This window comes from Bacillus sp. USDA818B3_A (assembly GCF_009928415.1).
Taxonomy (GTDB): Bacteria; Bacillota; Bacilli; order Bacillales; family Cytobacillaceae; genus Neobacillus.
The window spans coordinates 17,938-40,389 of the sequence record NZ_JAABNN010000004.1 but is presented as its reverse complement, the minus strand read 5'-3'; the positions used below and the strand labels follow the sequence as shown (position 1 = coordinate 40,389).

Annotated in this window: 22 protein-coding genes and 1 riboswitch; all 22 genes read left to right on the top strand. The window is 33.0% G+C overall.

The genetic code is table 11. The features are described 5' to 3' along the window. Positions 1-77 precede the first annotated feature (77 nt). Positions 78-191: riboswitch (SAM riboswitch) on the bottom strand. Between the two features lie 364 nt (positions 192-555). The 22 genes from GXK58_RS09930 to GXK58_RS09825 all read left to right on the top strand — a co-directional run bounded on the left by GXK58_RS09930 (position 556) and on the right by GXK58_RS09825 (position 22,452). Further along, entirely contained in the window at positions 556-2,496 is a 1,941-nt protein-coding gene (locus GXK58_RS09930) for a lasso peptide isopeptide bond-forming cyclase (protein WP_160722289.1), read from the top strand. 15 nt (positions 2,497-2,511) lie between these two features. Then, the gene (locus GXK58_RS09925; RefSeq protein ID WP_160722287.1) at positions 2,512-2,667 is read left to right on the top strand and encodes a paeninodin family lasso peptide; all 156 of its coding nucleotides are present in this window, start codon (positions 2,512-2,514) and stop codon (positions 2,665-2,667) included. Positions 2,668-2,961: 294 nt separating this feature from the next. Further along, on the top strand, positions 2,962-3,696 hold the full coding sequence (locus tag GXK58_RS09920; RefSeq protein WP_237389626.1) for a YveK family protein: 735 nt from the start codon (positions 2,962-2,964) through the stop codon (positions 3,694-3,696). Further along, positions 3,686-4,336 (top strand): CpsD/CapB family tyrosine-protein kinase, encoded by a 651-nt coding sequence (locus tag GXK58_RS09915; protein WP_237389625.1) that lies wholly within the window; start codon positions 3,686-3,688, stop codon positions 4,334-4,336. The genes GXK58_RS09920 and GXK58_RS09915 overlap by 11 nt, the downstream gene beginning before the upstream one ends. Before the next feature lie 426 nt (positions 4,337-4,762). Further along, the gene (locus GXK58_RS09910) at positions 4,763-6,589 is read left to right on the top strand and encodes a polysaccharide biosynthesis protein (protein ID WP_160722283.1); all 1,827 of its coding nucleotides are present in this window, start codon (positions 4,763-4,765) and stop codon (positions 6,587-6,589) included. Positions 6,590-6,602: 13 nt separating this feature from the next. After that, the gene (gene galU / locus GXK58_RS09905) at positions 6,603-7,481 is read left to right on the top strand and encodes a UTP--glucose-1-phosphate uridylyltransferase GalU (protein ID WP_160722281.1); all 879 of its coding nucleotides are present in this window, start codon (positions 6,603-6,605) and stop codon (positions 7,479-7,481) included. A gap of 28 nt (positions 7,482-7,509) precedes the next feature. Next, a complete protein-coding gene (locus GXK58_RS09900; RefSeq protein ID WP_160722279.1) occupies positions 7,510-8,664 on the top strand; it encodes a glycosyltransferase family 4 protein in 1,155 nt (384 codons plus the stop codon). Beyond that, on the top strand, positions 8,649-9,758 hold the full coding sequence (locus GXK58_RS09895; RefSeq protein ID WP_160722277.1) for a glycosyltransferase family 1 protein: 1,110 nt from the start codon (positions 8,649-8,651) through the stop codon (positions 9,756-9,758). The genes GXK58_RS09900 and GXK58_RS09895 overlap by 16 nt, the downstream gene beginning before the upstream one ends. Before the next feature lie 6 nt (positions 9,759-9,764). Continuing rightward, positions 9,765-10,658: a glycosyltransferase family 2 protein gene (locus GXK58_RS09890; protein WP_160722275.1), complete on the top strand. Its 894-nt coding sequence runs from the start codon at positions 9,765-9,767 to the stop codon at positions 10,656-10,658. A 60-nt stretch (positions 10,659-10,718) separates the two neighbouring features. Continuing rightward, entirely contained in the window at positions 10,719-11,819 is a 1,101-nt protein-coding gene (locus GXK58_RS09885; protein WP_160722273.1) for an EpsG family protein, read from the top strand. Further along, positions 11,816-12,976: a glycosyltransferase family 1 protein gene (locus tag GXK58_RS09880; RefSeq protein WP_160722271.1), complete on the top strand. Its 1,161-nt coding sequence runs from the start codon at positions 11,816-11,818 to the stop codon at positions 12,974-12,976. Before GXK58_RS09885 ends, GXK58_RS09880 begins: the two co-directional genes overlap by 4 nt. A gap of 15 nt (positions 12,977-12,991) precedes the next feature. Beyond that, positions 12,992-14,188, top strand: coding sequence for a glycosyltransferase (locus GXK58_RS09875; protein ID WP_160722269.1), 1,197 nt, complete (start codon positions 12,992-12,994; stop codon positions 14,186-14,188). 42 nt (positions 14,189-14,230) lie between these two features. After that, positions 14,231-14,383, top strand: a complete 153-nt coding sequence (locus GXK58_RS09870) for a hypothetical protein (RefSeq protein WP_160722267.1) — start codon at positions 14,231-14,233, stop codon at positions 14,381-14,383. Between the two features lie 24 nt (positions 14,384-14,407). Next, entirely contained in the window at positions 14,408-15,031 is a 624-nt protein-coding gene (locus tag GXK58_RS09865) for a sugar transferase (protein ID WP_160722265.1), read from the top strand. Positions 15,032-15,062: 31 nt separating this feature from the next. Further along, entirely contained in the window at positions 15,063-16,121 is a 1,059-nt protein-coding gene (locus GXK58_RS09860) for a peptidoglycan bridge formation glycyltransferase FemA/FemB family protein (RefSeq protein WP_160722263.1), read from the top strand. Between the two features lie 14 nt (positions 16,122-16,135). Further along, positions 16,136-17,314 carry a DegT/DnrJ/EryC1/StrS family aminotransferase gene (locus GXK58_RS09855; RefSeq protein WP_160722261.1) on the top strand — a complete coding sequence of 393 codons (1,179 nt, stop codon included), beginning with the start codon at positions 16,136-16,138 and terminating at the stop codon, positions 17,312-17,314. Positions 17,315-17,337: 23 nt separating this feature from the next. Beyond that, positions 17,338-17,691 carry a helix-turn-helix domain-containing protein gene (locus GXK58_RS09850; protein WP_337248171.1) on the top strand — a complete coding sequence of 118 codons (354 nt, stop codon included), beginning with the start codon at positions 17,338-17,340 and terminating at the stop codon, positions 17,689-17,691. Beyond that, positions 17,672-18,724: a glycosyltransferase family 2 protein gene (locus GXK58_RS09845; protein ID WP_237389624.1), complete on the top strand. Its 1,053-nt coding sequence runs from the start codon at positions 17,672-17,674 to the stop codon at positions 18,722-18,724. Before GXK58_RS09850 ends, GXK58_RS09845 begins: the two co-directional genes overlap by 20 nt. 75 nt (positions 18,725-18,799) lie before the next feature. Next, a complete protein-coding gene (locus GXK58_RS09840) occupies positions 18,800-20,002 on the top strand; it encodes a CDP-glycerol glycerophosphotransferase family protein (RefSeq protein WP_160722259.1) in 1,203 nt (400 codons plus the stop codon). Beyond that, positions 19,983-20,405 carry an adenylyltransferase/cytidyltransferase family protein gene (locus GXK58_RS09835; RefSeq protein ID WP_160722257.1) on the top strand — a complete coding sequence of 141 codons (423 nt, stop codon included), beginning with the start codon at positions 19,983-19,985 and terminating at the stop codon, positions 20,403-20,405. The genes GXK58_RS09840 and GXK58_RS09835 overlap by 20 nt, the downstream gene beginning before the upstream one ends. Positions 20,406-20,422: 17 nt before the next feature. After that, a complete protein-coding gene (locus GXK58_RS09830) occupies positions 20,423-21,409 on the top strand; it encodes a glycosyltransferase family 2 protein (protein ID WP_160722255.1) in 987 nt (328 codons plus the stop codon). A 20-nt stretch (positions 21,410-21,429) separates the two neighbouring features. Further along, entirely contained in the window at positions 21,430-22,452 is a 1,023-nt protein-coding gene (locus GXK58_RS09825; RefSeq protein ID WP_160722253.1) for a glycosyltransferase, read from the top strand.

Here is a 22,452-nt window from a genome sequence, read left to right as displayed (position 1 = left end):
CGTGTTAAAGCTTTTAGATAAATAAAAAAAGTCTTCTTATAAGAAGAAGACTTTTGCAGGCAGCACATTTGTCATTCTTCTTATCTTGCAAATTAGTAAATTTGCAGGACTTAGCACCTTTTCAATGAGAAAAAACATTGAAGGTTGCTGAGGCGTCGCAGGGCCCTTCCCTCAACCTCTCTTGATAAGAACACATTATTTAGATTATTTATAAAATTTACTACAAATTTCGTGTTATGTCAATTTGTTTTTCAAAATAGGAATATTAATGAAGAAACTAGCTTTAATTAAATAATGGAAAATATATAAACAGTTAGCTTGAAAAATGTTGACAGTGATTGAAGCAGATTATATTATAAATTTATTGGTCGTTCTAAATAAAGAACTAAAGATATGAAAAACAGGTATAAAGTATTGTGGTTTGATAGATAACATTTAATAACTTATAACATAACTCCCAGGTTTATGAAATTAGAGTAATCTGTTTATTGAAGCATGGAATTAATGTTCTATTTAATGAACATTAGTTAAACTTATATCTAGTAGGAGAAAAGCATGAGTGCTATTGCAGGAATCTATCAGGTAAACGATGAACCAATCAATTTAGAGCACGGAAAAAAGCTGATGAAAGAGTTAGAGACCTTTCCAGCTGATGATGTTCAATCCTGGAATAATGAAAGGGTTTTCCTAGGTTGCCATGCACAGTGGATTACACCTGAATCTAAGGGTGAAAAACTTCCTTATTTTGATCATGAAAGGAAGTTAGCCATTACAGCAGATGCCATTATTGATAATCGGGAAGAACTATATGAGCGACTACAAGTTGATAAATGGAAACAAAAAGAAATTACTGATAGTGAACTTATCTTGCTTTCCTATCATAAATGGGAAGAAGATTCACCCAAATATCTAATAGGTGATTTTGCTTTTATTATTTGGGATGAAAGAAAACGGAAACTTTTTGGTGCTAGAGACTTTTCTGGGAGTAGGACGCTATATTTTAACTATAATCAACAGACATTTTCATTTTGTTCTACAATCAAACCATTATTAGCTCTCCCAAAAATAGAAAAAAAACTAAATGAACAGTGGTTGGCTCAGTATTTAGCCATTGTTGGAATGATTGATGTGGTCGAAGCTGATGCCACCCCCTATAAAGAAATTTTTCAATTACCTCCTTCACACAGTTTTTCAATAGTGAATGGAAAGTTAACACTTAAACAATATTGTCTATTAAAGCCAGGCGAGTCATTGCGACTTAAATCCAATCTAGAGTATGTTGAAGCTTTTCAGGAAATATTTCAACAAGCAGTTTCTTCTAGGTTGCGCACATACCATGATGTTGGAGCGCAATTAAGTGGCGGGTTAGATTCTGGATCGATTGTTAGCTTTGCATCTAAACTCCTTAAATTAGAGGGGAAGAAATTACATACCTTAAGCTATATTCCTCCTCAAGATTTTAAAGATTTTACTCCAAATCATTTAATGCCAGATGAGACACCTTTTATTAAAGCAACCGTACAACATGTAGGTAATATTTCAGATAAGTATTTTGCCTTCGAAGGAAGGGAGCCTTTTTCTGAAATTGATAGTTTTCTAGAGATTATGGAGATGCCATATAAATTTTTCGAAAACTCTTACTGGTTAAAAGGGATGTTTGAAAAAGCTCATGATCAAAAAATTGGAGTCCTGCTAAATGGAGGAAGAGGTAATCTAAGTATATCTTGGGGCTCAGCTTTTGATTATTATGTAACACTTTTAAAGAAGCTAAAGCTGGTGCACTTGCTTAAAGAATTAAAACAGTATAGTCAAAAAGCGGGTGCAAGTAGATTACTGCTTTTCTCTGCCCTGAGCAGAGAGGCCTTTCCATTTTTATATCGTGTACCCCAAGTAGACTCATCTTATATATTTCCAAAAATGATCAATCCAGAGTTTGAAAAAAAAACAAATGTTATAGAAAAATTGAAAGATCATGGAATGGATGGAACAGGATGGTTTGCAACCACTAATATTTATGAACAAAGAAACCAACATTTTGAAGATGTCTTTCATTGGAATGCAAGTAATACTATTGCATCAAAACTTTCCTTAAGGTATTCATTATGGAAACGTGACCCTTCAAATGACTTGCGTGTCATTCGTTTTTGCTTATCCTTACCAGAAGAACAATACGTTCAAAATGGGCTTGACCGTGCACTAATCCGAAGGGCAACAGAAAGTTATTTACCTGATAAAGTTCGGTTAAACCAAAAGATTAGTGGTGTACAAGGTGCGGATTGGGTCCATCGAATGGCCCCTGTATGGGGCTCCTTCAAAAAGGAACTTCAGGAGATGATTAGGGACAATCAAATTTTTGAATTTATCAATGACAAGGTCATTAGGGAAGCTGTTTCAAAAGTAAAGGAATATCCTAATCCAGAAAGTGCTACAGATCCTCATTTTAAAATCCTAATGAGGGCCATAATTGTCCACAGATTTATTAAAAACTACACATAAAAGGAGGTGATAAGAATGAAAAAGGAATGGAAACAGCCTCAATTAGAGGTACTTGATGTTAAAATGACAATGGCATCGACTATGTGGGGACCATATACGGACGAAGCATATGTGCCGGGAAAAGCAGTAGACCCAAATAATCCTGAGACTTGGAGACGTTTTACTAGTTAATCGTATGTGAAGTGTGTGCCCTAATGCAATGTAACAATGTATTGGGGCCTTTTATTTAATAGAATAATAAAATTAGAAAAAATAAAAATTATTTTATTGACTTGTTCTTTTTAAAGAACTATATTATGAATATAGATGAACTTTAACTTATTATTGAATGGGGTTTTTTGGAGAAACAATACGGATTTGAGAATAATAAGAAGGCAACTTCTTTTTTTTATAAAATTAAGTTCATTATTTAGAACGTAATTAACTGGTTTTTTAGAAGAAATGCTCTAAATAGGGGTGACAAAAGTGAATAACAATGACGGAATGTATGTTCAACCTATGAACAAGGCAAAGGAAATTAATTTAAAAGAGTTATTTAGTGTTATAAAAAAACGTCTTTGGATGGTTATAGTAATAACTATTGTCACCACAGCAATTGGTACATACTACAGTAATACAACATATAAGCCTGTCTATCAAACTGCATGTCGAATTATTGTTGAAGATACACCAGATAATCGGACAACCTTACTGGTTATTATTAAGGACACAGTAGTCTTAGAGAAGGTAGTTAATGAACTAGGATTACCTGTAACACCTGAAACCTTAGCAGGGCAGATAACAGTAGAGAGTATTGAAGGTTCTCAGGTGATAAGTATTGGTGTTACCGAAAGTAATCCGGAAATGGCAGCCAATATTGCCAATACCACAGCAAGAATCTTTAAAGAGGAAATACCTAAGATAATGAAATCCTCTAATGTAAGAATATTATCTGAAGCAAAAATAAATTCTTGGCCGATTAATCCGCCTGGAAATCAAATGAAGATTATCTCCGTTGTAATTGGTTTAGTTATAGGGATGGGGTTAGTGTTTTTACTAGATTCTTTAGATGAGAAATTGCGGACTAACCGGGAAGTTGAAGTACTTTTAGGTCTGCCAGTACTGGGGAGAATTCCTAAAAAAAATAAAAAGAATTTGAAAGTAAAACGTGGTAAGCAAATGGAATTTGATGCGAGAGGTGAGTCAATTGGTGATAAATAGTAAAATTGGAGATTCAGTAAAAGGAAGATCTTTAGTTACCTATACTCATCCCGAATCTATAGTTTCTGAACAGTATCGTTCCATTCAAGCAAATATTAATTTTGTTATGGAAGATAAAAAAAGTCGAACGTTCCTAATAACGTCCCCTAATAAAGGAGAAGGAAAATCAACAGTAGCCTCTAACTTAGCAATATCATTAGCCCAACAGAAAGAAAAGGTACTTTTAATTGATGCAAATTTACGAAACCCTAGTTTGCATTCAATTTTTAATATTAAAAATAACAGTGGGTTGACCGATGTTCTTACAGGAAGAACAACATTTTATGATGAAATCCATCATACGAAAATTGGTAGATTAGATATAATACCAAGCGGCGCTGTCCCTATTAACCCATTAGAATTACTTTCTTCTCCGATGATGAAAGAAATATTATTTACTGCATTAAGATCTTATAATGTAGTATTAATCGATTCTCATTCAGTTTTGGAGTTAACTGATACAAGACTTTTGGCAAGTCAATGTGATGGAGTAATCTTAGTCATTCAAAGTGGGAAAACCATCCAAGGGAATGCACTTGAGGCTAAAAAGGTATTAGAATTTTCTAAGGCTAAGGTAATTGGGGCCATCATAAATGAATAGCATATTTTCAGTTAAAAAAATTTAACCTTAATGTTCTTAATAAAGAATATATAGTACTTACATTTAAATATGTTAGGTGATGTCTCCTTGCCGATATCAACGGAGGCACTCGGTCATGCTGTGGGTCTAGGACCTTAGACGTAAGTCGTCGGTAGTGTGGTGTGAGGATGGGTTAGATGCCCAATTACTTAAAAAATTTTAATTATGTGCTCTATTAATAGAACAAATAACTAAAATTTTTTAAGGACGTGATATTTTGAAAAATATTGATCACTTTCCAAAATGTATAAAGAAAACAGTAAGGTATATAAAGCAAGATGCCTCACAAGAACAGTTATCAGAAATAAAGGAAATAATAGAAAAAGCGATAAGATTAAAGAATCAGAATTACAAATTGACCAAATAATTAGTATTAAGGGGGATAGTATGACATATCGACAACGTTTATCTTTTTTTATTTTTATAGATTCATGTATTGTCTTAACAGCCATTTTTTTTAGTCGTCTATTAGTGAACGCAACAACTGAAGTTATTACTCTCCCGATTATATTAAGTTCAATAGCTATATTGATAAGTCATCAAATTTTTTCTTTTAATTTTCATCTTTACAAAAAAGCATGGGAATATGCAAGTGTTGGTGAACTGCTTAGCATTTTAAAGGTAGTAAGCCTTTCAATTCTTATTGCAGCAGTTACACAAGAAATAATTTTACGAGAAATTCAGTTTAGATTACTAACTGTAACCTGGCTGCTGAACATGTCATTCATTGGTGGTTCACGTTTTTGCTGGAGAATGTTCCGAGATTTATATTTAAATAGTGCTAATAACAGAAAAAGAACTCTAATTATCGGAGCAGGTGCGGCAGGAACAATGGTTGCAAGGCAACTGCAAAGAAATAAAGAAGCAGATTTATTCCCAGTTGGATTTATAGATGATGATCAAAAAAAGCAAAAACTAGATATATTAGGGATACCCGTTATTGGCGGTATTGAAGATATTGAGGAAACTGTTAGTAAATTTAAGATTGATAATATTATTATTGCGATACCATCTCTAAGAAAAAAAGAACTAAATGTAATATTTCAAGAATGTGTAAAAACGAATGCAAAAACACAGATTTTACCGATGTTAGAAGATTTAGTAACTGGAAAAATATCTGTTAAACAATTTAGGGATGTACAGGTAGAAGATTTACTTGGTCGTGAACCCGTGGAACTGGATATTAATAGTATCTCTGCAAATATTGCGAACAAGGTGGTATTAGTTACTGGGGCGGGGGGTTCAATTGGATCCGAAATCTGCCGCCAAATCGTCAGGTTTAATCCTCGACAATTAATATTATTAGGACATGGCGAAAATAGCATTTATTCAATTGAAATGGAATTAAATGAAACATTTAAGGATAAAAGCATACAATTTATTCCTGTGATAGCTGATTTACAAGATGAAAGAAAAATGCAACATGTTATGAATACATATCAGCCGGATACTGTTTATCATGCTGCTGCACATAAACATGTTCCTTTAATGGAGGCTAATCCTGAAGAAGCCATTAAAAACAATATCATAGGAACAATGAATGTTGCTAAAGCGGCAAGTTGGAATGGAGTCAAAACTTTTGTAATGATTTCGACAGATAAGGCTGTCAATCCCACAAGCGTAATGGGGGCATCAAAAAGGCTAGCAGAGATGATTATTCAGTACATGGATAGTTCAAGTGAAACTAAATTTGTAGCAGTAAGGTTTGGGAATGTTTTAGGAAGTAGGGGGAGTGTCATCCCATTATTTAAAAAACAAATAGAAAAAGGTGGACCTGTTACAGTCACTCATCCTGAAATGGTCCGATATTTTATGACTATTCCAGAAGCATCCAGATTGGTTTTACAGGCCGGCGCTCTGTCAAAGGGTGGAGAAATCTTTGTATTAGATATGGGAGATCCAGTAAAAATTGTTGATCTGGCAAAGAACTTAATAAAACTTTCAGGAAATTCAATAGATGAAATAGATATAGAATTTTCAGGGATAAGGCCTGGTGAAAAGCTATTTGAAGAATTATTAAAACCAGATGAAGTACAAGAAGAGCAGATTTATCCAAAAATCTATATTGGAAAAAAATCAGATTTATTGTTAAGTGATATAGAGGAAATTATAAATACTTACCAAACACTAAATAAAGAAGAAATTAAGGAAAAATTATTAAATCTAGCAAATAGTAAAGTAACTTCAAAGTCTAAATTATCAATTTCAGTGTAAAGGAGTCCAAACTATGAAAGTCAGAAAAGCGATTATTCCAGCTGCAGGCCTTGGAACTAGGTTTCTTCCAGCCACAAAAGCAATGCCTAAGGAAATGCTGCCAATCGTTGATAAACCAACCATTCAGTATATTGTTGAGGAAGCGGTAGCATCTGGAATAGAAGATATTATTATTGTCACCGGAAAAGGAAAAAGAGCAATTGAAGATCATTTTGATCACTCTTTTGAATTAGAACAAAACCTTCTGGAAAAGGGGAAGTTTGAATTATTAAGTGAGGTACAAAAATCTTCTAAATTAGTTGATATCCATTATATACGTCAAAAAGAACCTAAGGGTTTAGGTCATGCAATTTGGTGTGCACGGAAGTTTATTGGTAATGAGCCATTTGCTGTTTTACTTGGTGATGACATCGTAAGGGCAGATAAGCCATGTTTAAAACAATTAATTGATCAATATGATAGATATAATGCATCAATTTTGGGTGTTCAAACGGTTTTAGATTCTGAAGTTTCTAGATACGGCATTGTTGATGGGAATAATATCGGTAACCGTATTTATAGTGTTAATAACTTGGTTGAAAAACCAAAACAAGATGATGCACCATCAAATCTTGCTATTTTAGGAAGATATATAATAAGTCCAAGAATCTTTGAGGTATTAAGTAAACAGTCACCTGGTGCCGGTGGTGAGATTCAGCTAACTGATGCAATTGCTACTTTGAATTGCCATGAAGCGGTATACGCATACGATTTTGAGGGTATTCGATATGATGTAGGAGAAAAAATGGGCTTTATCCAAACCAGTATTGAATTTGCTTTACAGAAGGAAGAATTAAGAACGCAACTTTTGGAATATCTTTCAACTATTCTTAACAAAGAACTTAGTAAGTAGCTAGATTAGATTATAGGTGGAGATAAAAATGCCTAAAAAAGTAATGTTTTGTGCAACTGTTGATACACATTTCGAATCTTTTCATTTACCATATTTAAAGTGGTTTAAAGAACAAGGATGGGAAGTTCACGTGGCAGCAAATGGAGATATACCGTTACCTTATGTAGACCAAAAGTTTAATATTTCAATAGAGAGATCTCCATTTAGTCTAAAGAACATAACTGCTTATAAAGAATTAAAAGAAATTATTGATAAAAACGAATACGATATAATTCATTGTCATACCCCGATGGGTGGAGTAATTTCAAGAATGGCAGCAAAAGAGGCTCGAAACATTGGTACAAAGCTCATTTATACTGCTCACGGTTTTCACTTTTTTAAAGGAGCCCCGTTAATTAACTGGGCTTTTTATTATCCTATCGAAAAATTTTTATCTAAATATACAGACTGTCTGATTACTATAAACAAAGAGGACTATCATCAAGCACTAAAACATCGATTTAACGCTGAGCACATTAAACATATTCATGGTGTTGGGATAAATATAGATGTTTTCTTTCCTGTAAATCAACTTAAAAAAAATATTTTAAAGGATCATTATGGCTATTCTAAGCAAGATATCCTGTTGTTTTATGCTGCCGAATTTAATAAAAATAAAAATCAACAATATCTTATTAAGACATTGGCACTAATAAAAAAACAAGCATCTAACGTAAGGCTGCTACTGGCAGGAGACGGTCCATTGTTAGAGGATTGCAAAAAGCTTGCTATTAATTTAGGTGTAGGGGAAATGGTCCACTTTTTAGGTTATCGTAGTGATATTGATAAATTGTTAAAAATGAGTGATATAGCAGTTGCATCCAGTTTACGTGAAGGCCTGCCAGTTAATATCATGGAAGCGATGGCTAGCGGTTTAGCTGTTATTGCAACCGACAATAGAGGGCATAGGGAACTGATTCAAAATGGAGAGAATGGTTGGATAGTGAGCACAAATGGTGTACAGGAAATGTCTGACAAAATAAAGCTCCTAATAAAAAATGAAAAACTCCGAAGCGGTTTTGGTAAGCAGGCGCGTAAAGTGATTGAAGAGAATTATGCCATATCAAATGTTTTAAATGAGAAAAGTCAATTATATTCTCTATTTATGGAAGATAAGGAGGAAAAAAGGTGGGCGGTCCATTAAGAATACTACATGTGGTTGTTAATATGAACCGGGGCGGAGCAGAAACTCTAATAATGAACCTTTATAGGAATATTGACCGTTCAAAAGTTCAGTTTGACTTTCTCACTTGTATAGAAGGTGTGTTTGATTCAGAAATTCAAGCATTAGGTGGCAAAGTGTACCGAATTCCTTATATTTCGCAAGTTGGCCATTCTCAATTTGTGAAAGAGTTAAAGGAATTTTTTTATTTAAATAATCAGTATCAAATCGTTCATTCTCACCTTGATAAGATGAGTGGACTTGTACTTCGAGAGGCTAAAAAGACAGGAATTCCGATTCGAATTTCACATAGCCATAATACGAGAAGTGAGGGGGGGATGGTAGCAAGGTTCTATAAATCTTTAATTGGATCTTTGATTACTCCAAACTCAACCCACCTTGTTGCATGCTCCAACGATGCTGCACAATGGTTATTTAAAGAAAAATACCACACAACAACTATAGTAAAAAACGGTATCGATATAGATAGATTTAAATTTTCCACCGAGATTAGAAATCATGTAAGAAATGAATTAGGATTAGACCACTCCACCTTTGTTCTAAGCCATGTCGGACGCTTTAATCATCAGAAAAATCATTCGTATCTTCTGGAAATCTTTTTAGAAGTAACCAAAGAAATCCCTAACTCAGTTTTAGTCCTGGTGGGAGACGGGGAGCTCCGTCCGGAAATTGAAAATAAAATCCAAATACTAAACTTACAAGATAAAGTAAAGTTACTTGGAATTAGAAGTGATATTCCAGAACTGCTCCAAGCTTTTGATCTGTTTATTTTCCCTTCCTTACATGAAGGATTGCCAGTTTCTCTAATCGAGGCTCAAGGATCGGGATTACCCTGTGTAATATCAAATCATATATCTAACGAAGTTGACTTAGGATTAAATCTTATTGACTACGCTTCACTAGCAAACATAAATAGTTGGGTGAAAAAAATAAAATTGTCCAAGATATTACAATTTAAAAGGGATGGGGTCTCAGAACAGATAATAAAACAAGGATTTGATATTAGGAAAACAGCGAACTTTATTGAAGATTATTACTATTCCATTTTGAGGTGAACTCTATTGAAAATGTTAACTGTTTTTACACCAACCTATAATAGAGCTTATTGCCTTGAAAATTGTTACAGAAGTTTACTACAACAATCTTGCAAGGAATTTGTTTGGTTGATTATTGATGATGGATCAACCGATAACACTAGGGAACTAGTGAATAATTGGAAATCCGAAAATCTAATTGAAATTAGATACTTTTACCAGGAGAACCAGGGAATGCATGGAGCACATAATTCAGCATATAGAATTATTGATACTGAACTGAATGTGTGCATAGATTCTGATGATACAATGCCTACTCAGACTGTAGAGAAAATTATTAATTTTTGGAAAAAATATGGAAGTAATGAAGTTAGCGGAATCATTGGTTTAGATTCTTATAATGACCATACAATTATTGGGACTGAATTACCCAAGTACCTACCCAGCTCCACATTGTTTGATCTATATTATAAATATGGAGTTAAAGGTGATAAAAAATTAGTTTACCGTACGGAATTAACAAAATTATATCCTTATCCATTATTTGAAAATGAACGATATGTCGGTTTAGCCTATAAGTACTACATGCTTGATAAACAGTATAAGATGCTTCTATTGAATGAAATCCTTTGTTGTGTAGAATATCTGCCAGATGGATCTTCATTAAATATGTTTAATCAATATAGAAAAAACCCAAAAGGCTGGGCTTTTTATCGGAAGGAGTTAATGAAGCTGCCATTTGCAAGTAAATCGTTCAAATATAGGCAGGCCATTCATTACGTGTCAAGTAGTCTTTTAAATAGGAATTATAGTTTTTTATCTGAGTCCCCACTAAAAAGTCTAACTTTTCTTGCCATCCCTTTTGGTCTTTTATTATTTATATATATTCAACAAAGACAGGGGCAGTTGAAATTAAAATGAATGATATTGATTTTCTACTTATTGGAGAATGTCTATATAAGTCTGAAAGGAAAATATTGGATGACAATACTCTGGATTAATCTTATACTTACTTTTGTTCTTGCTTATTTTGCAAGATACTTTTCGGTTAGTACTATATCCTCTTATTCATTTGAGTTAATAAAGCCCAATAAACTATTGATATTTTTGGTCATGGTATGTTTTATAGGAGTTTCAGGTCTTAGGTCGAATATCGGCGATACTGGTGCTTATAAGTTTGCTTTTATTAATAATGATTTTACATGGGATTATGTAGAATCACAAAAAGATATCGGATTTGGAATTCTTCAAATGATCATAAAAAATTATACAAACGATTCCCAAATCTTGATTTTTACAACTGCATTGTTTACGAATCTATTAATCATTCATGTGTTTTACAAGTATTCTCGAATGATTGAGGTAAGCCTTTTTATTTATATTACCAGTGGTTTTTTTATAACTTCCATGAATGGGATTAGACAATGCCTAGCAGCTGCCATTATATTTGCTGCAACAAAGTTGCTCATTGATGGCAGTTTTAAAAAATATTTAATTGTGGTTTTATTTGCTTCTACCTTTCACCAAACTGCACTAATGCTAATTCCAATTTACTTTGTTGTTCGAAGAAAGGCATGGACTAAAACAACTTTCCTTATTATTTTATCATCGGTGTTTATTGTTTTAGGGTTTAATTATTTTTCCGGAATTTTATTTTCTGCTATTCAAGATACACAATATGGAGGATATAAGGATTTTGCTGAAGGTGGTGCAAATGTCATTAGAGTAGCCGTTGAGGGTGCTCCTCTGCTTATTGCATTTATGGGTAGGGATAAACTTAGGACTATCATGCCTAACAGTGACATCATTGTAAATATGGCAATGCTTAGTTTAGTATTCATGATTATTTCTACACAAAATTGGATATTTGCTCGATTTTCAATCTACTTTAGTTTATACCAGTTTATATTAGCATCTTGGATTATATTGCTTTTTAAAAAAAAGAGTCAAAGATTGATGTATTTTACAATTCTAGTATTTTATGTGGCTTATCATTACTATGATAGCGTGATATCCATGAATATTGTTTATAAAAGTGACATTTTGAGACCTTTCTTTTCAGAATTGGGTGTGAATTTATGAATAATCCAGACAGGGTTTTACACATTGTAAGTGCAATGGATCGGGGTGGGGCAGAAACGCTATTAATGAATGTTTATAGAAATTTAGATAAGTCAAAATGCCAGTTTGATTTTATTACACATTCAACTACAAAAGGTGATTTTGATGATGAAATTATTTCATTAGGGGGCGAAATTTTTCCGATTTCAAGCCTGGGAGAATTAGGTCCACTTAAATATGTAAAAGAACTTATTCGAATAATGTCTAGAAAAAAATTTGCAGCGGTACATTCGCATACTGACTTTCAAGGTGGTTTTTCCACTTTAGCAGCAAAAATTTGTGGTATTGAGAAAAGAATTTGCCATTCACATAGTAATAATTGGCCATTAGGAAAAAGTTTAAAGTCCCTTCTAACATTAAAATCTCTCCAAACTTTAATCAGAGTGTCAGCCACAAATTATTGTAGTTGCAGTCAAGAAGCTGCTGACTTTTTGTTTGGTAAAAAACTAGTGAAGCAAGGCAAAGTTAATTTATTGAAAAACGGAATTGAAATTCAACCATTTTTAAACTTAGGTGATTGTAGAAAGAGTGTAATAGAAGAACTGAAGTTACCGAAAGATGTAAAAATTGTAGGTCATATTGGGCGCTTTTCTGAGTCCAAGAATCAATCCTTCATCTTAAAGGTATTACAAAATCTATTAAAATCTGATTCATCCTTTATAGCTCTTCTAATTGGAGAGGGACCATTAAAATCCCGGATTGAAGAAGAGGCGGTGAGACTTGGAGTATTAGAGAACATTAGGTTCTTAGGGATTAGAGATGATATTCCAAGGCTTATGAAGGCATTTGACGTGTTTTTGTTTCCATCAATATTTGAAGGATTTGGCATTGTCATGGTTGAAGCGCAATGTGCGGGGACACCTTGTGTTGTTTCAAATTCAGTACCCAGATCGACCGATATGGGACTTGATTTAGTTTCCTTTATCAGCTTAGAAAGTGATTTGAATTTGTGGTCACAAGAAGTAATCAAAAAAACAAGCCAAAAGCTAACAGATTCAAAAATCATAGCTAGTAATATTAAAAAGCATGGTTATAGTATTCAAGATAATATTCCCCATTGGTTATCCATATACGGCTTAAATAAACAAAAGCAAGCTAATGCTTCGGTTAATCTATAAAGGGAGGCAAGAGAAGTGAAAAAAAAATTGTTATTTATTACTCAATACCTTCATACAGGAGGTATAGAGAAAAGCTTATTAACTCTTCTCTCTGACTTAGATTACAGTCAGTATGATGTCGATCTTCTTTTATTCGATCATAGTGGTGTTCTTTTTAAAATGATTCCTTCACAAGTAAACATCCTACCACCACTATTTGAAACATTTTCTACATCGCTTTTGCAAGCAGCTCCTGAGTTAATCAGATCTAGAAAGTATAACTTACTTTTAGGAAAATTATTAGCAGCAAGTTTGTCAAAGTTAACTCCAGGAATTGGAACTGGTGTGAGATGGGAAGTTTACCGAAAAATTCTGCCAAAACAAAAAAAACATTATGATGTAGCGATAAGTTATATAGATTTCTTCTGCAATTATTATGTGACTGAAAAGGTTCAAGCGGACAAAAAAATCGTATATAACCATATGGACTATGCATATAGTCAAAAAAAAGGCTGGCCTTGTCCTAGATTAGAAAGGAAAAGTTTTTCACAATCGGATTTCATCGTTTCAGTAGCTGAATCATCAAAAAAATCATTAGAACAATACTTTCCAGAATTCTCTCGAAAAATGTATGTAATTAATAATCGAGTAGCGTCTAGTACGATACACGAGATGGCTGATAACGGAAAGATTCCTGAAAAAATAAAACGAACAAAGGATATAAAAATAGTAACTGTTGCAAGACTCGTTGATGAAAAAGGAGTCTTTTTTGCGTTAGAGGCATGTAAGATATTAGTTAATCAAGGCTTTAATATTAATTGGTATTTAATAGGGAATGGTCCGTTATTTCAGGAGCTAAAGAAAAAAGTGCAGGAATTAGGTCTTGAAAATAGTTTTATTTTATTAGGAGAAATAGTCAATCCCTATCCTTACATGAAATTATGTGATATTTACGTACAGCCTTCCAAAACGGAGGCCCATTGTGTAGCTGTAGAAGAGGCGATGGCACTTGAACGCCCTATTGTGGTAACAAATATTCCTTCATTCCAGGACCAGGTGCAAGATAAAGAAACAGGGATAATTGTTCAAGCAAATCCAGAAGGTATTGCAGAGGGCATAAAGCAATTGATCAGGTCGAAAAAATTACGAGAAAATTTAACGGAAAACTTAACAAGACCTTCAGCTAAAAAACAAGAACAATTAGAAAAATTTTATCAATTAATTGAAGCATAATGATGTTGCAGGATATAAGGCATTACCTGAGGGGAAAGAATTATGAATATATCAGATAAGATATCGCAGCAAAAATTACTTGAAATCATGATGACAGCATACATGATTGGTCAAGAAGTAGAGAATGTTCAGATGTCTCAAATTTTAGAAGAGATAAAACAGAAAGTTTTATTAGAAATTAATACAAAGGATTAGTGGTACGAATGAGGGGATTAAAAAGTGAAACGGATTTTTGACATTTCTGTATCGATTTTTTTATTAGTATGTCTTTCCACGATAATTGCATTCATTGCCATTATTGTAAGGTGGAAATTAGGAAGTCCTATTATTTTTAAACAAAAACGACCAGGTCTCTATGGAAAGCCGTTTTATATTTATAAATTTCGCACAATGACTGATGAACGAGGTAGTAATGGAGAATTATTACCTGATGAAGCTCGCTTAACATTGTTTGGAAAGTTCCTTAGAAAATATAGTTTAGATGAGTTCGTTCAACTTGCTAACGTCTTAAAAGGAGAATTAAGTTTCGTTGGTCCAAGACCACTTCTTATGGAATATTTACCTTTATATACTCCTGAACAGGCAAAACGCCATAATGTAAAACCAGGAATTACGGGCTGGGCACAGGTAAATGGTAGAAACTCCATTTCATGGGAAGAAAAATTTAATTTAGATGTATGGTATGTTGAAAATCAAAGTTTTTTTCTAGATATGAAGATTCTATTCCTTACTTTCTTAAAAGTAATTAAATCTGAAGGAATACAAAATGGAGATCATGCAACAATGCCTATTTTTACAGGTAGTAAAAGGGCTGAAAAATCAGAGAACACAAAGGCTCTTTAGAAAGTATTTATAGAAGGTGTGAGGGGATGACATGGCTCATTTTGATATCATTGAGCAACAGGATTATTGGAAAGGGATATTAAAGAATTTTAACAACATTGATTGTTACTATTCTTATGAATATGGAAATCTATTTGCGAAAAATGAAAACGGAAAATTATTTGCTGCGTATTATCAGGAGGAAGATACGAGGATTTTTTATCCTTTTATTAAAAGAAGGGTTCCCTTTGCGGAAGAAGAGTTATATGACATCGTAACACCGTATGGTTATGGTGGTCCCTTTATCCAAGGTGATGAAGCAATAGTTAAAAACTTCTATCCATTATTTAGTTCGTATTGTCAATTACATAACATTATTACAGAGACGATTCGATGTCATCCGTTCTATCAAAATTATCGTTATTTAGGTAACCTTTTAGATATAGATTATATTAGAAAAACAACGTCTGTGGATTTACGAGCTTCATTAGATGAGATTAGACAAAATTATTCAGGAATGAATAAACGAAATATAAAAAAAGCCATAAATAATAATCTTACATGTTTTGTTGCAGAGAATAACCAATCTAATATTAATACCTTTATAGAGCTTTATCACGAGACAATGGATCGAAATCATGCCGCTAGTTATTATTATTTTGATGAAGAGTATTTTTTCAACCAAGTACAAGACACAGATTTAAGTGAAACCTTTTTACTGTTTACGAGTTTAAATAATGAAATTATTGCTGGAGTAATGGTATTAGTTGGCAAGGAATTTTCTCACTATCATCTGGGAGCGTCAAAAACAAAATACTTAGATTTCAAACCTAATAATTTATTATTTGATTATATGATTGAATTCTGTAGAAGTAAGGGTTCGAAGCAACTTCACCTGGGTGGAGGGTATCAGGAAAACGATGGTCTTTTTAAATTTAAAACCTCATTTACTAATCAAAATAATTATGATTATTTTATAGGGAAAAAAGTCCATAATGAAACGGCATACAATAAAATCATTAATCAATTAAATTTACGCTACGAATTTGATGAGAACTATTTTCCTTGTTATCGAGGAAAAATGGAACCAAGAAACCTTATTAGGATATAAAGGGGGGGGTCTTAGTGAAACAAAGTAAAGTTTTCTTATCGCCACCACATTTAAGTGGAAGTGAACAAAAATACATTGATGAAGCATTGAGGACCAACTGGATTGCGCCATTAGGACCTAATGTGGATGCTTTTGAAACGGAAATAGCTGCCTATGTTGGAGCCAATGATGCCGTAGCCGTTAGTTCAGGAACTGCTGCCATTCATTTGGCTCTTTCTTTATTAAAGGTGGAAAAAGGAGATAAGGTTTTCTGTTCCACTTTAACTTTTATAGCGAGTGCAAATCCTATTATTTACCAAGGAGCTGAACCTATCTTTATTGATTCAGAACCAGACACTTGGAATATGTCTCCGCTGGCGCTAGAGAGAGCTTTTCAGGATGCCTTTAATGAGGGATATCTCCCTAAGGCAGTAATAGTAGTCAACTTATATGGCCAAAGTGCAAAAATGGATGAAATCGTATCAATTTGCAATCGATACAGTGTTCCTATTATTGAAGATGCAGCTGAATCATTGGGAGCTACCTATAAAGGAAAAGCAAGCGGTACTTTTGGGATGTTTGGTATTTTCTCATTTAATGGAAATAAAATTATCACCACATCCGGTGGTGGGATGCTTGTATCGAATAACAGCGATAAACTTTTAAAAGCACGGTTTTTAGCTACTCAGGCACGTGACCCAGCCCCACATTATCAGCATAGCCGAATCGGATTTAATTATCGAATGAGCAATATCTTGGCTGGAATTGGCAGGGCTCAATTAGAGGTTTTAGAAGAACGAGTATTAGCTCGAAGAGCGATTTTTGAGCGATATTTTCGGGAACTTGCTCCAATTCCTGGGATCTCCTTTATGCCTGAATTAAAAGATACAAGGTCAAATCGCTGGCTAACGGCGTTCACGGTCAATGCAGTAGAAACAGGGATTAACACAAGTGAAGTATTAAAAGCCTTGAGTGAGGAGAATATTGAAGCGCGTCCAGTCTGGAAGCCACTTCATCTGCAGCCCGTATTTGAAGGAGTAAGGTATTATCCGCATAGTTTGAACGAAAATATATCTGAAAAGTTGTTTTTGAATGGGATATGTCTTCCATCAGGTTCAAATTTAACCGAGGATAATCAGTTAAGAGTAATAAACTGTATCAAAAATGTAATTAACAAAAGTTCGAAAGAAAGGGATGTTATCCATATTATTTAACAAAATTAGGATAGAGGTAAAATATGATGGTAGGTAGAAAAATTCATGAAATTCGGAAGAAAAAGGGCCTAACGTTAACAGAGGTTGCTGAAAGAGCCAATATATCTAAATCCTATTTAAGTAATATTGAGCGTGATTTAAATCAAAATCCTTCTATTTATATTATTAAGAAGTTAGCTTCGGTTTTAGATGTAGATTTAAAAGTATTATTAAATGCAAATTCCCAAGAAGACGCACAACTAAAACTTGAACCAGAGTGGATTGAGCTAGTCAATGAAATAAAGGATTCCGGAGTTGAAAAAGACCAGATAAACGAAATTAGAAAAGTGATTGAATATATGAAATGGAAAAAAGATCATGTCGGAGATAAGAAATAACATGGTACCACATAAAATAAGTGTAATTGTTCCTATTTATAAGGTAGAAAAATTTATTAATAGGTGTATTGATTCAATAATTAATCAAACTTATAAAAATTTAGAAATTATATTAGTTAATGATGGTTCGCCTGATAGGTGCGGTGAAATTGCAGAGAACTATGCAAAATTTGATAGCCGGATAAAGGTGATCCACAAAAGTAATGGAGGCTTGTCGGATGCAAGAAACGTAGGAATACAGAATATTACAGGGGACTACACACTCTTTGTTGATAGTGACGATTGGCTGGAAAACCATATGGTAGAGGAAATGGTCCAAAATAGTATTCAATTCCAAGCAGATATTGTTCAAACTGCTTTTTATTATGCTTACGAGAATTACTTGTTATTTGATAACAGGTATTATGAAAAAGGGGATGCACCTGTTATTTTAGACAATAAAGCGTTAATGAATGAATTAGTCATAAATGAAAAAGTGAAAAACTTTGCCTGGGGAAAGCTCTTTAAGACAGAGATTATACAAGATATTCCTTTTAAAAAAGGGGTTTTGTTTGAAGATGTTTTTTGGGCACACCAAGTCATGCAAAGGGTTTCCACCTATGTCATTCTTCACCAACCTCTGTACTTTTATTTTCAGCGAAGTGATAGCATTGTATCCAACTATACTCCAAGGAACCTAGATATCATTAAAGGTTTAATAGAAAGACAGAGTTTTATTGAAGAATTTTATCAAGATTTATCAAATGAATCCTATAAGGTTCTTACCAAGACGATTTTAATACATTACAACCTGCTCGTATTAAATAGAAATAAAGATCATGACGGAAAATATAGAAAAGATCTGCAGGGCTATTTAAAAAATAACTATCTAAAAATAAAAAAGGCTGTTAAATACGATAAGGAGTTAAATAAGCAGCTTCAGTTATTTTATATCCATCCATATGTTAATGTTGCCTATTTGCTTTTCAAGAAGCTGTTAAGAAAGGTCAAGAGCAGCCCAAACACATATGGACTGGAGAAAATTAATCTGTAGAGCATAGGAGTAAGGAAATGGAGATTATCATATCAAATTGTCTGGCTTCTTCCAAAGAAAGGGGAAGCTTTTTCCATGTTGTTAATTAACTGGGTTCAATTTATTAAAAGAATGATTGCACTGGCCATCATCCATGTATTTAATTGTTTTCCAATAAAGGCAAATAAAATCTTTATATTCAGTTATTACGGCAATCAGTATGGCTGCAACCCAAAGTATATTTCAGAGTACATTTTGAAGAATTACCCAAATAAACAATTTGATATCGTTTGGTCATTTAATGATATAAGAAACAAACATCAGATAAATGGCATTAGAATAACAAAAACAATGTCACTTAGATATTTTTATGAGTTATGTACATCTAAAGTTATTGTCACAAATTTTAGAACAACTGATTTGTTTATTAAAAGAAAAAGTCAATATTATATTCAAACTTGGCATAGTTCTTTACGGTTGAAAAAGATTGAGAAAGATGCCGAAAGCTCTTTATCAAATGAGTATATCAGGATGGCCAAAAGGGACTCTCAAAAGTGCGATCTGCTATTATCTGGCTGTAAATTAAGTACTGAAATATTTAAACGAGCATTTTGGTATAAAGGGGATATTATTGAACTCGGAACTCCGAGGAATGATATTTTTTTTCAAGACATATCGGTATTGAAAAGAAAAATACTTAATGATCTCAATATTCCCTTTGATGCAAAACTAGTCTTATATGCACCCACATTTAGAAAAGATGAGAGCCTTGATGTTTATGATATAAATTACGAGATTGTCTCTAAGAAATTAAAAGAAAAGTTTGGCGGTGAATGGGTGATCTTGGTTAAACTTCACCCGCATTTAATTGCAAAATCCAATCAATTAACTTTTACCCAAAATGTGATTGATGCTACAGCATTTGATGATATTCAAGAGCTGTTAAGTATTTCAGACATATTAATTTCAGATTATTCCTCATTAATGTTTGATTTTGCAATTACTCAACGCCCTTGTTTTTTATATGTGCCAGATTTAAAAAATTATATAAAAACTGAGCGAGATTTATATTTTGATATTCAAGCACTTCCATTTATAAGTGCATATAGCAATAAGGATTTAGGAGACAAAATTGAAGCCTTTGATTATGAAAAATATAAAAAGGATCTAACAAAATTTTTAGAAAGGATTGGCTCATTTGAAGATGGGAAAGCCAGTGGAAAATTACTAAAACATATCGATGAGGTTTGCTTCAAACAGAAAAGGAGGAGAAAAAATTATGCAACAGAAGCCATATAAAATGGGTTATACAACGGGTGTATTTGACTTATTTCATGTTGGTCATCTAAATATATTGAAACAGGCAAAAGAACAATGTGAATACTTAATTGTTGGGGTAAGCACAGACGAGTTGGTCCTGGAATATAAAAAGAAACAACCAGTAATTAACTTCGAAGAACGAATGGAAATTGTAGAAGGGATTAAATATGTTGATAAGGTTATCCCACAAACAAATAGGGATAAGTTTGCTGCATGGGAAGAGTTAAAGTTTGATGTTATGTTTGTAGGGGATGATTGGAAAGGAAGCACTCTTTTCAATGATATGGAGAAAAGGTTTAAGGAAGTGGGCGTTTCCATTGTCTATTTTCCATATACGGCCGGGGTGTCATCGACAATTGTGAAACAAAAAATATCAATTTAATGAATGGATTAAGGCCTATGAAACCAATAATTAGTGTTATTGTTCCTGTATATAATGTTGAATCCTATATCAAGAGCTGCGTTGATAGTATCCTTGCACAAAGTTTTTTGGAATTTGAGCTGCTATTAGTGGATGATGGCTCAAATGATACAAGTGGAGAGATTTGTGATGAATATGCTAGAAAAGACAGAAGAGTTCGGGTGGTACACAAAGAATACGGTGGGGTAAGTTCTGCCAGAAATTTGGGAGTTACGCTGGCTCAAGGAGATTATATCAGTTTTGTAGATTCAGATGACCGAATAGATGAAGAAATGTTACAGGTACTTTATGATTTATGTATGCAAACGGATAGTGATATTGGCATATGTAAATTAGGAAGAGAAATTAATGGTCGAATAATCAACTCGGATCAAAGTGAATTTGAAAAAGAACTGACTCACAATGAGGCTATGAAAGAACTATTTAAAGGTAACTTATATCGTTTTTCTCTTTGCAACAAATTGTTTAAGAAACATTGTTTTAAGGGTGTGTCATTTCCTGAAGGACGTATTCATGAGGATTTATCCACTACCTACCGACTCTTTGCTAATAGTAGCAAGGCCGTGTTTACAAACTTTATTGGGTATATCTATATCAAGCGTGAAAATAGTATTTTAACAGCTTCTTATAATCAAAAAAGGTTGGATGCATTCGTTGGCTGGGAAGAGATTTTGAGTTTTATGCAGGAAAAATACAGCTCAATTTACAATGAAGTTATTTGCTGCTATGTATACTGGACCATTGACAATGTGTTTTATATTTTGAATCAGGTTCATGATTCAAAGGAAAGAGATTACTATCTGATTAGAATTCAGAAAAACATTAGAAAAAGGTATAAATATATCGTAAAAGTTGAATCATTTTCTTTACTTTATAAATATTACATTTTTTTATTAATGGCAAATTTTAGATTTTTCATACTTTCAAACCAAATCAAAACTCTTATAGGAAAAAGGAATAATTAATAAAGGATATGAGAAGGTGTATGAACCCAAAATTAAGTATTATTGTTCCAGTATATAAAGTAGTACCTTATTTAAAAAAATGTATTGATTCTATTCTCTCGCAAACTTTTAGTGATTTTGAATTAATTTTAGTTAATGACGGTTCACCGGATAAATGTGGTGAGATATGTGATCAATATGCAAAACATGACTCAAGAATAAAAGTTATTCATAAAAATAATGGTGGTATTTCCTCTGCTAGGAATGCAGGAATAGAAGCTGCAAAAGGATATTATATTGGATTTGTTGATAGTGATGATTTTATACACGCAAATATGTATCGGATATTATTTGAAACTGCAATTAAGCACTCTGCTGACATAGCTGTCTGCGATTTTAAATATGTAAATATGGATGAGGTAATTGATACTCAAAAGAATAAATGTGACTTGAAAGTTAGAAACTTTACAAATATTGAAGCCTTAAGACAGATGTTTGCTAATGATTCCAGTGGTTTAAAAACTGGTGCAGGAAATAATATTGGATGGGTAGTTCTATGGAATAAAATTTATAAACGGGAAATTTTTGAAAATCTTCGGTTTGAAGAAGGTAGAATTTGTGAAGATGAATTGCTTATTCATAAAATCTTATTCTATAGTAGGAAAACAATCTATATTTCAACGCAGTTATATTATTACGTTCAAAGACCGAATAGTATTATTCGGTCACCTTATTCACTAAAAAGGTTTGCTGATAAAGTATATGCATTAAAGGATAGGTCAGAGTTTTTTTTAACTATTAAAGAATTTGATCTACATTACAAAGCTTACAAATCTTACATGGAGTCATTTTTTTGGAATTACTATACAGCCAAAAAGGATTTCCCTTATTTAAAACAGGAGTTGAAGCAGCTAAAGAGGGATTTTAATAAAAGTTTAATATATTTAATTAAAAATCCTCTAATAGGATGGAAACAAAAATTTGCAACGATTGGATTTATTATTAATCCCTTTATTTATGATTGGTTAATTAAACTAGAAAAAAACATTAAAGCTGCATTTTAA

Coding starts and splice junctions, on each gene's coding strand:
- GXK58_RS09930 (WP_160722289.1), top strand. CDS start 556: ATGAGTGCTATTGCAGGAATCTATCAGGTAAACGATGAACCAATCAAT.
- GXK58_RS09925 (WP_160722287.1), top strand. CDS start 2,512: ATGAAAAAGGAATGGAAACAGCCTCAATTAGAGGTACTTGATGTTAAA.
- GXK58_RS09910 (WP_160722283.1), top strand. CDS start 4,763: ATGACATATCGACAACGTTTATCTTTTTTTATTTTTATAGATTCATGT.
- galU (WP_160722281.1), top strand. CDS start 6,603: ATGAAAGTCAGAAAAGCGATTATTCCAGCTGCAGGCCTTGGAACTAGG.
- GXK58_RS09900 (WP_160722279.1), top strand. CDS start 7,510: ATGCCTAAAAAAGTAATGTTTTGTGCAACTGTTGATACACATTTCGAA.
- GXK58_RS09885 (WP_160722273.1), top strand. CDS start 10,719: ATGACAATACTCTGGATTAATCTTATACTTACTTTTGTTCTTGCTTAT.
- GXK58_RS09880 (WP_160722271.1), top strand. CDS start 11,816: ATGAATAATCCAGACAGGGTTTTACACATTGTAAGTGCAATGGATCGG.
- GXK58_RS09870 (WP_160722267.1), top strand. CDS start 14,231: ATGAATATATCAGATAAGATATCGCAGCAAAAATTACTTGAAATCATG.
- GXK58_RS09860 (WP_160722263.1), top strand. CDS start 15,063: ATGGCTCATTTTGATATCATTGAGCAACAGGATTATTGGAAAGGGATA.
- GXK58_RS09850 (WP_337248171.1), top strand. CDS start 17,338: ATGATGGTAGGTAGAAAAATTCATGAAATTCGGAAGAAAAAGGGCCTA.
- GXK58_RS09845 (WP_237389624.1), top strand. CDS start 17,672: ATGTCGGAGATAAGAAATAACATGGTACCACATAAAATAAGTGTAATT.
- GXK58_RS09840 (WP_160722259.1), top strand. CDS start 18,800: ATGTTGTTAATTAACTGGGTTCAATTTATTAAAAGAATGATTGCACTG.
- GXK58_RS09835 (WP_160722257.1), top strand. CDS start 19,983: ATGCAACAGAAGCCATATAAAATGGGTTATACAACGGGTGTATTTGAC.
- GXK58_RS09830 (WP_160722255.1), top strand. CDS start 20,423: ATGAAACCAATAATTAGTGTTATTGTTCCTGTATATAATGTTGAATCC.
- GXK58_RS09825 (WP_160722253.1), top strand. CDS start 21,430: ATGAACCCAAAATTAAGTATTATTGTTCCAGTATATAAAGTAGTACCT.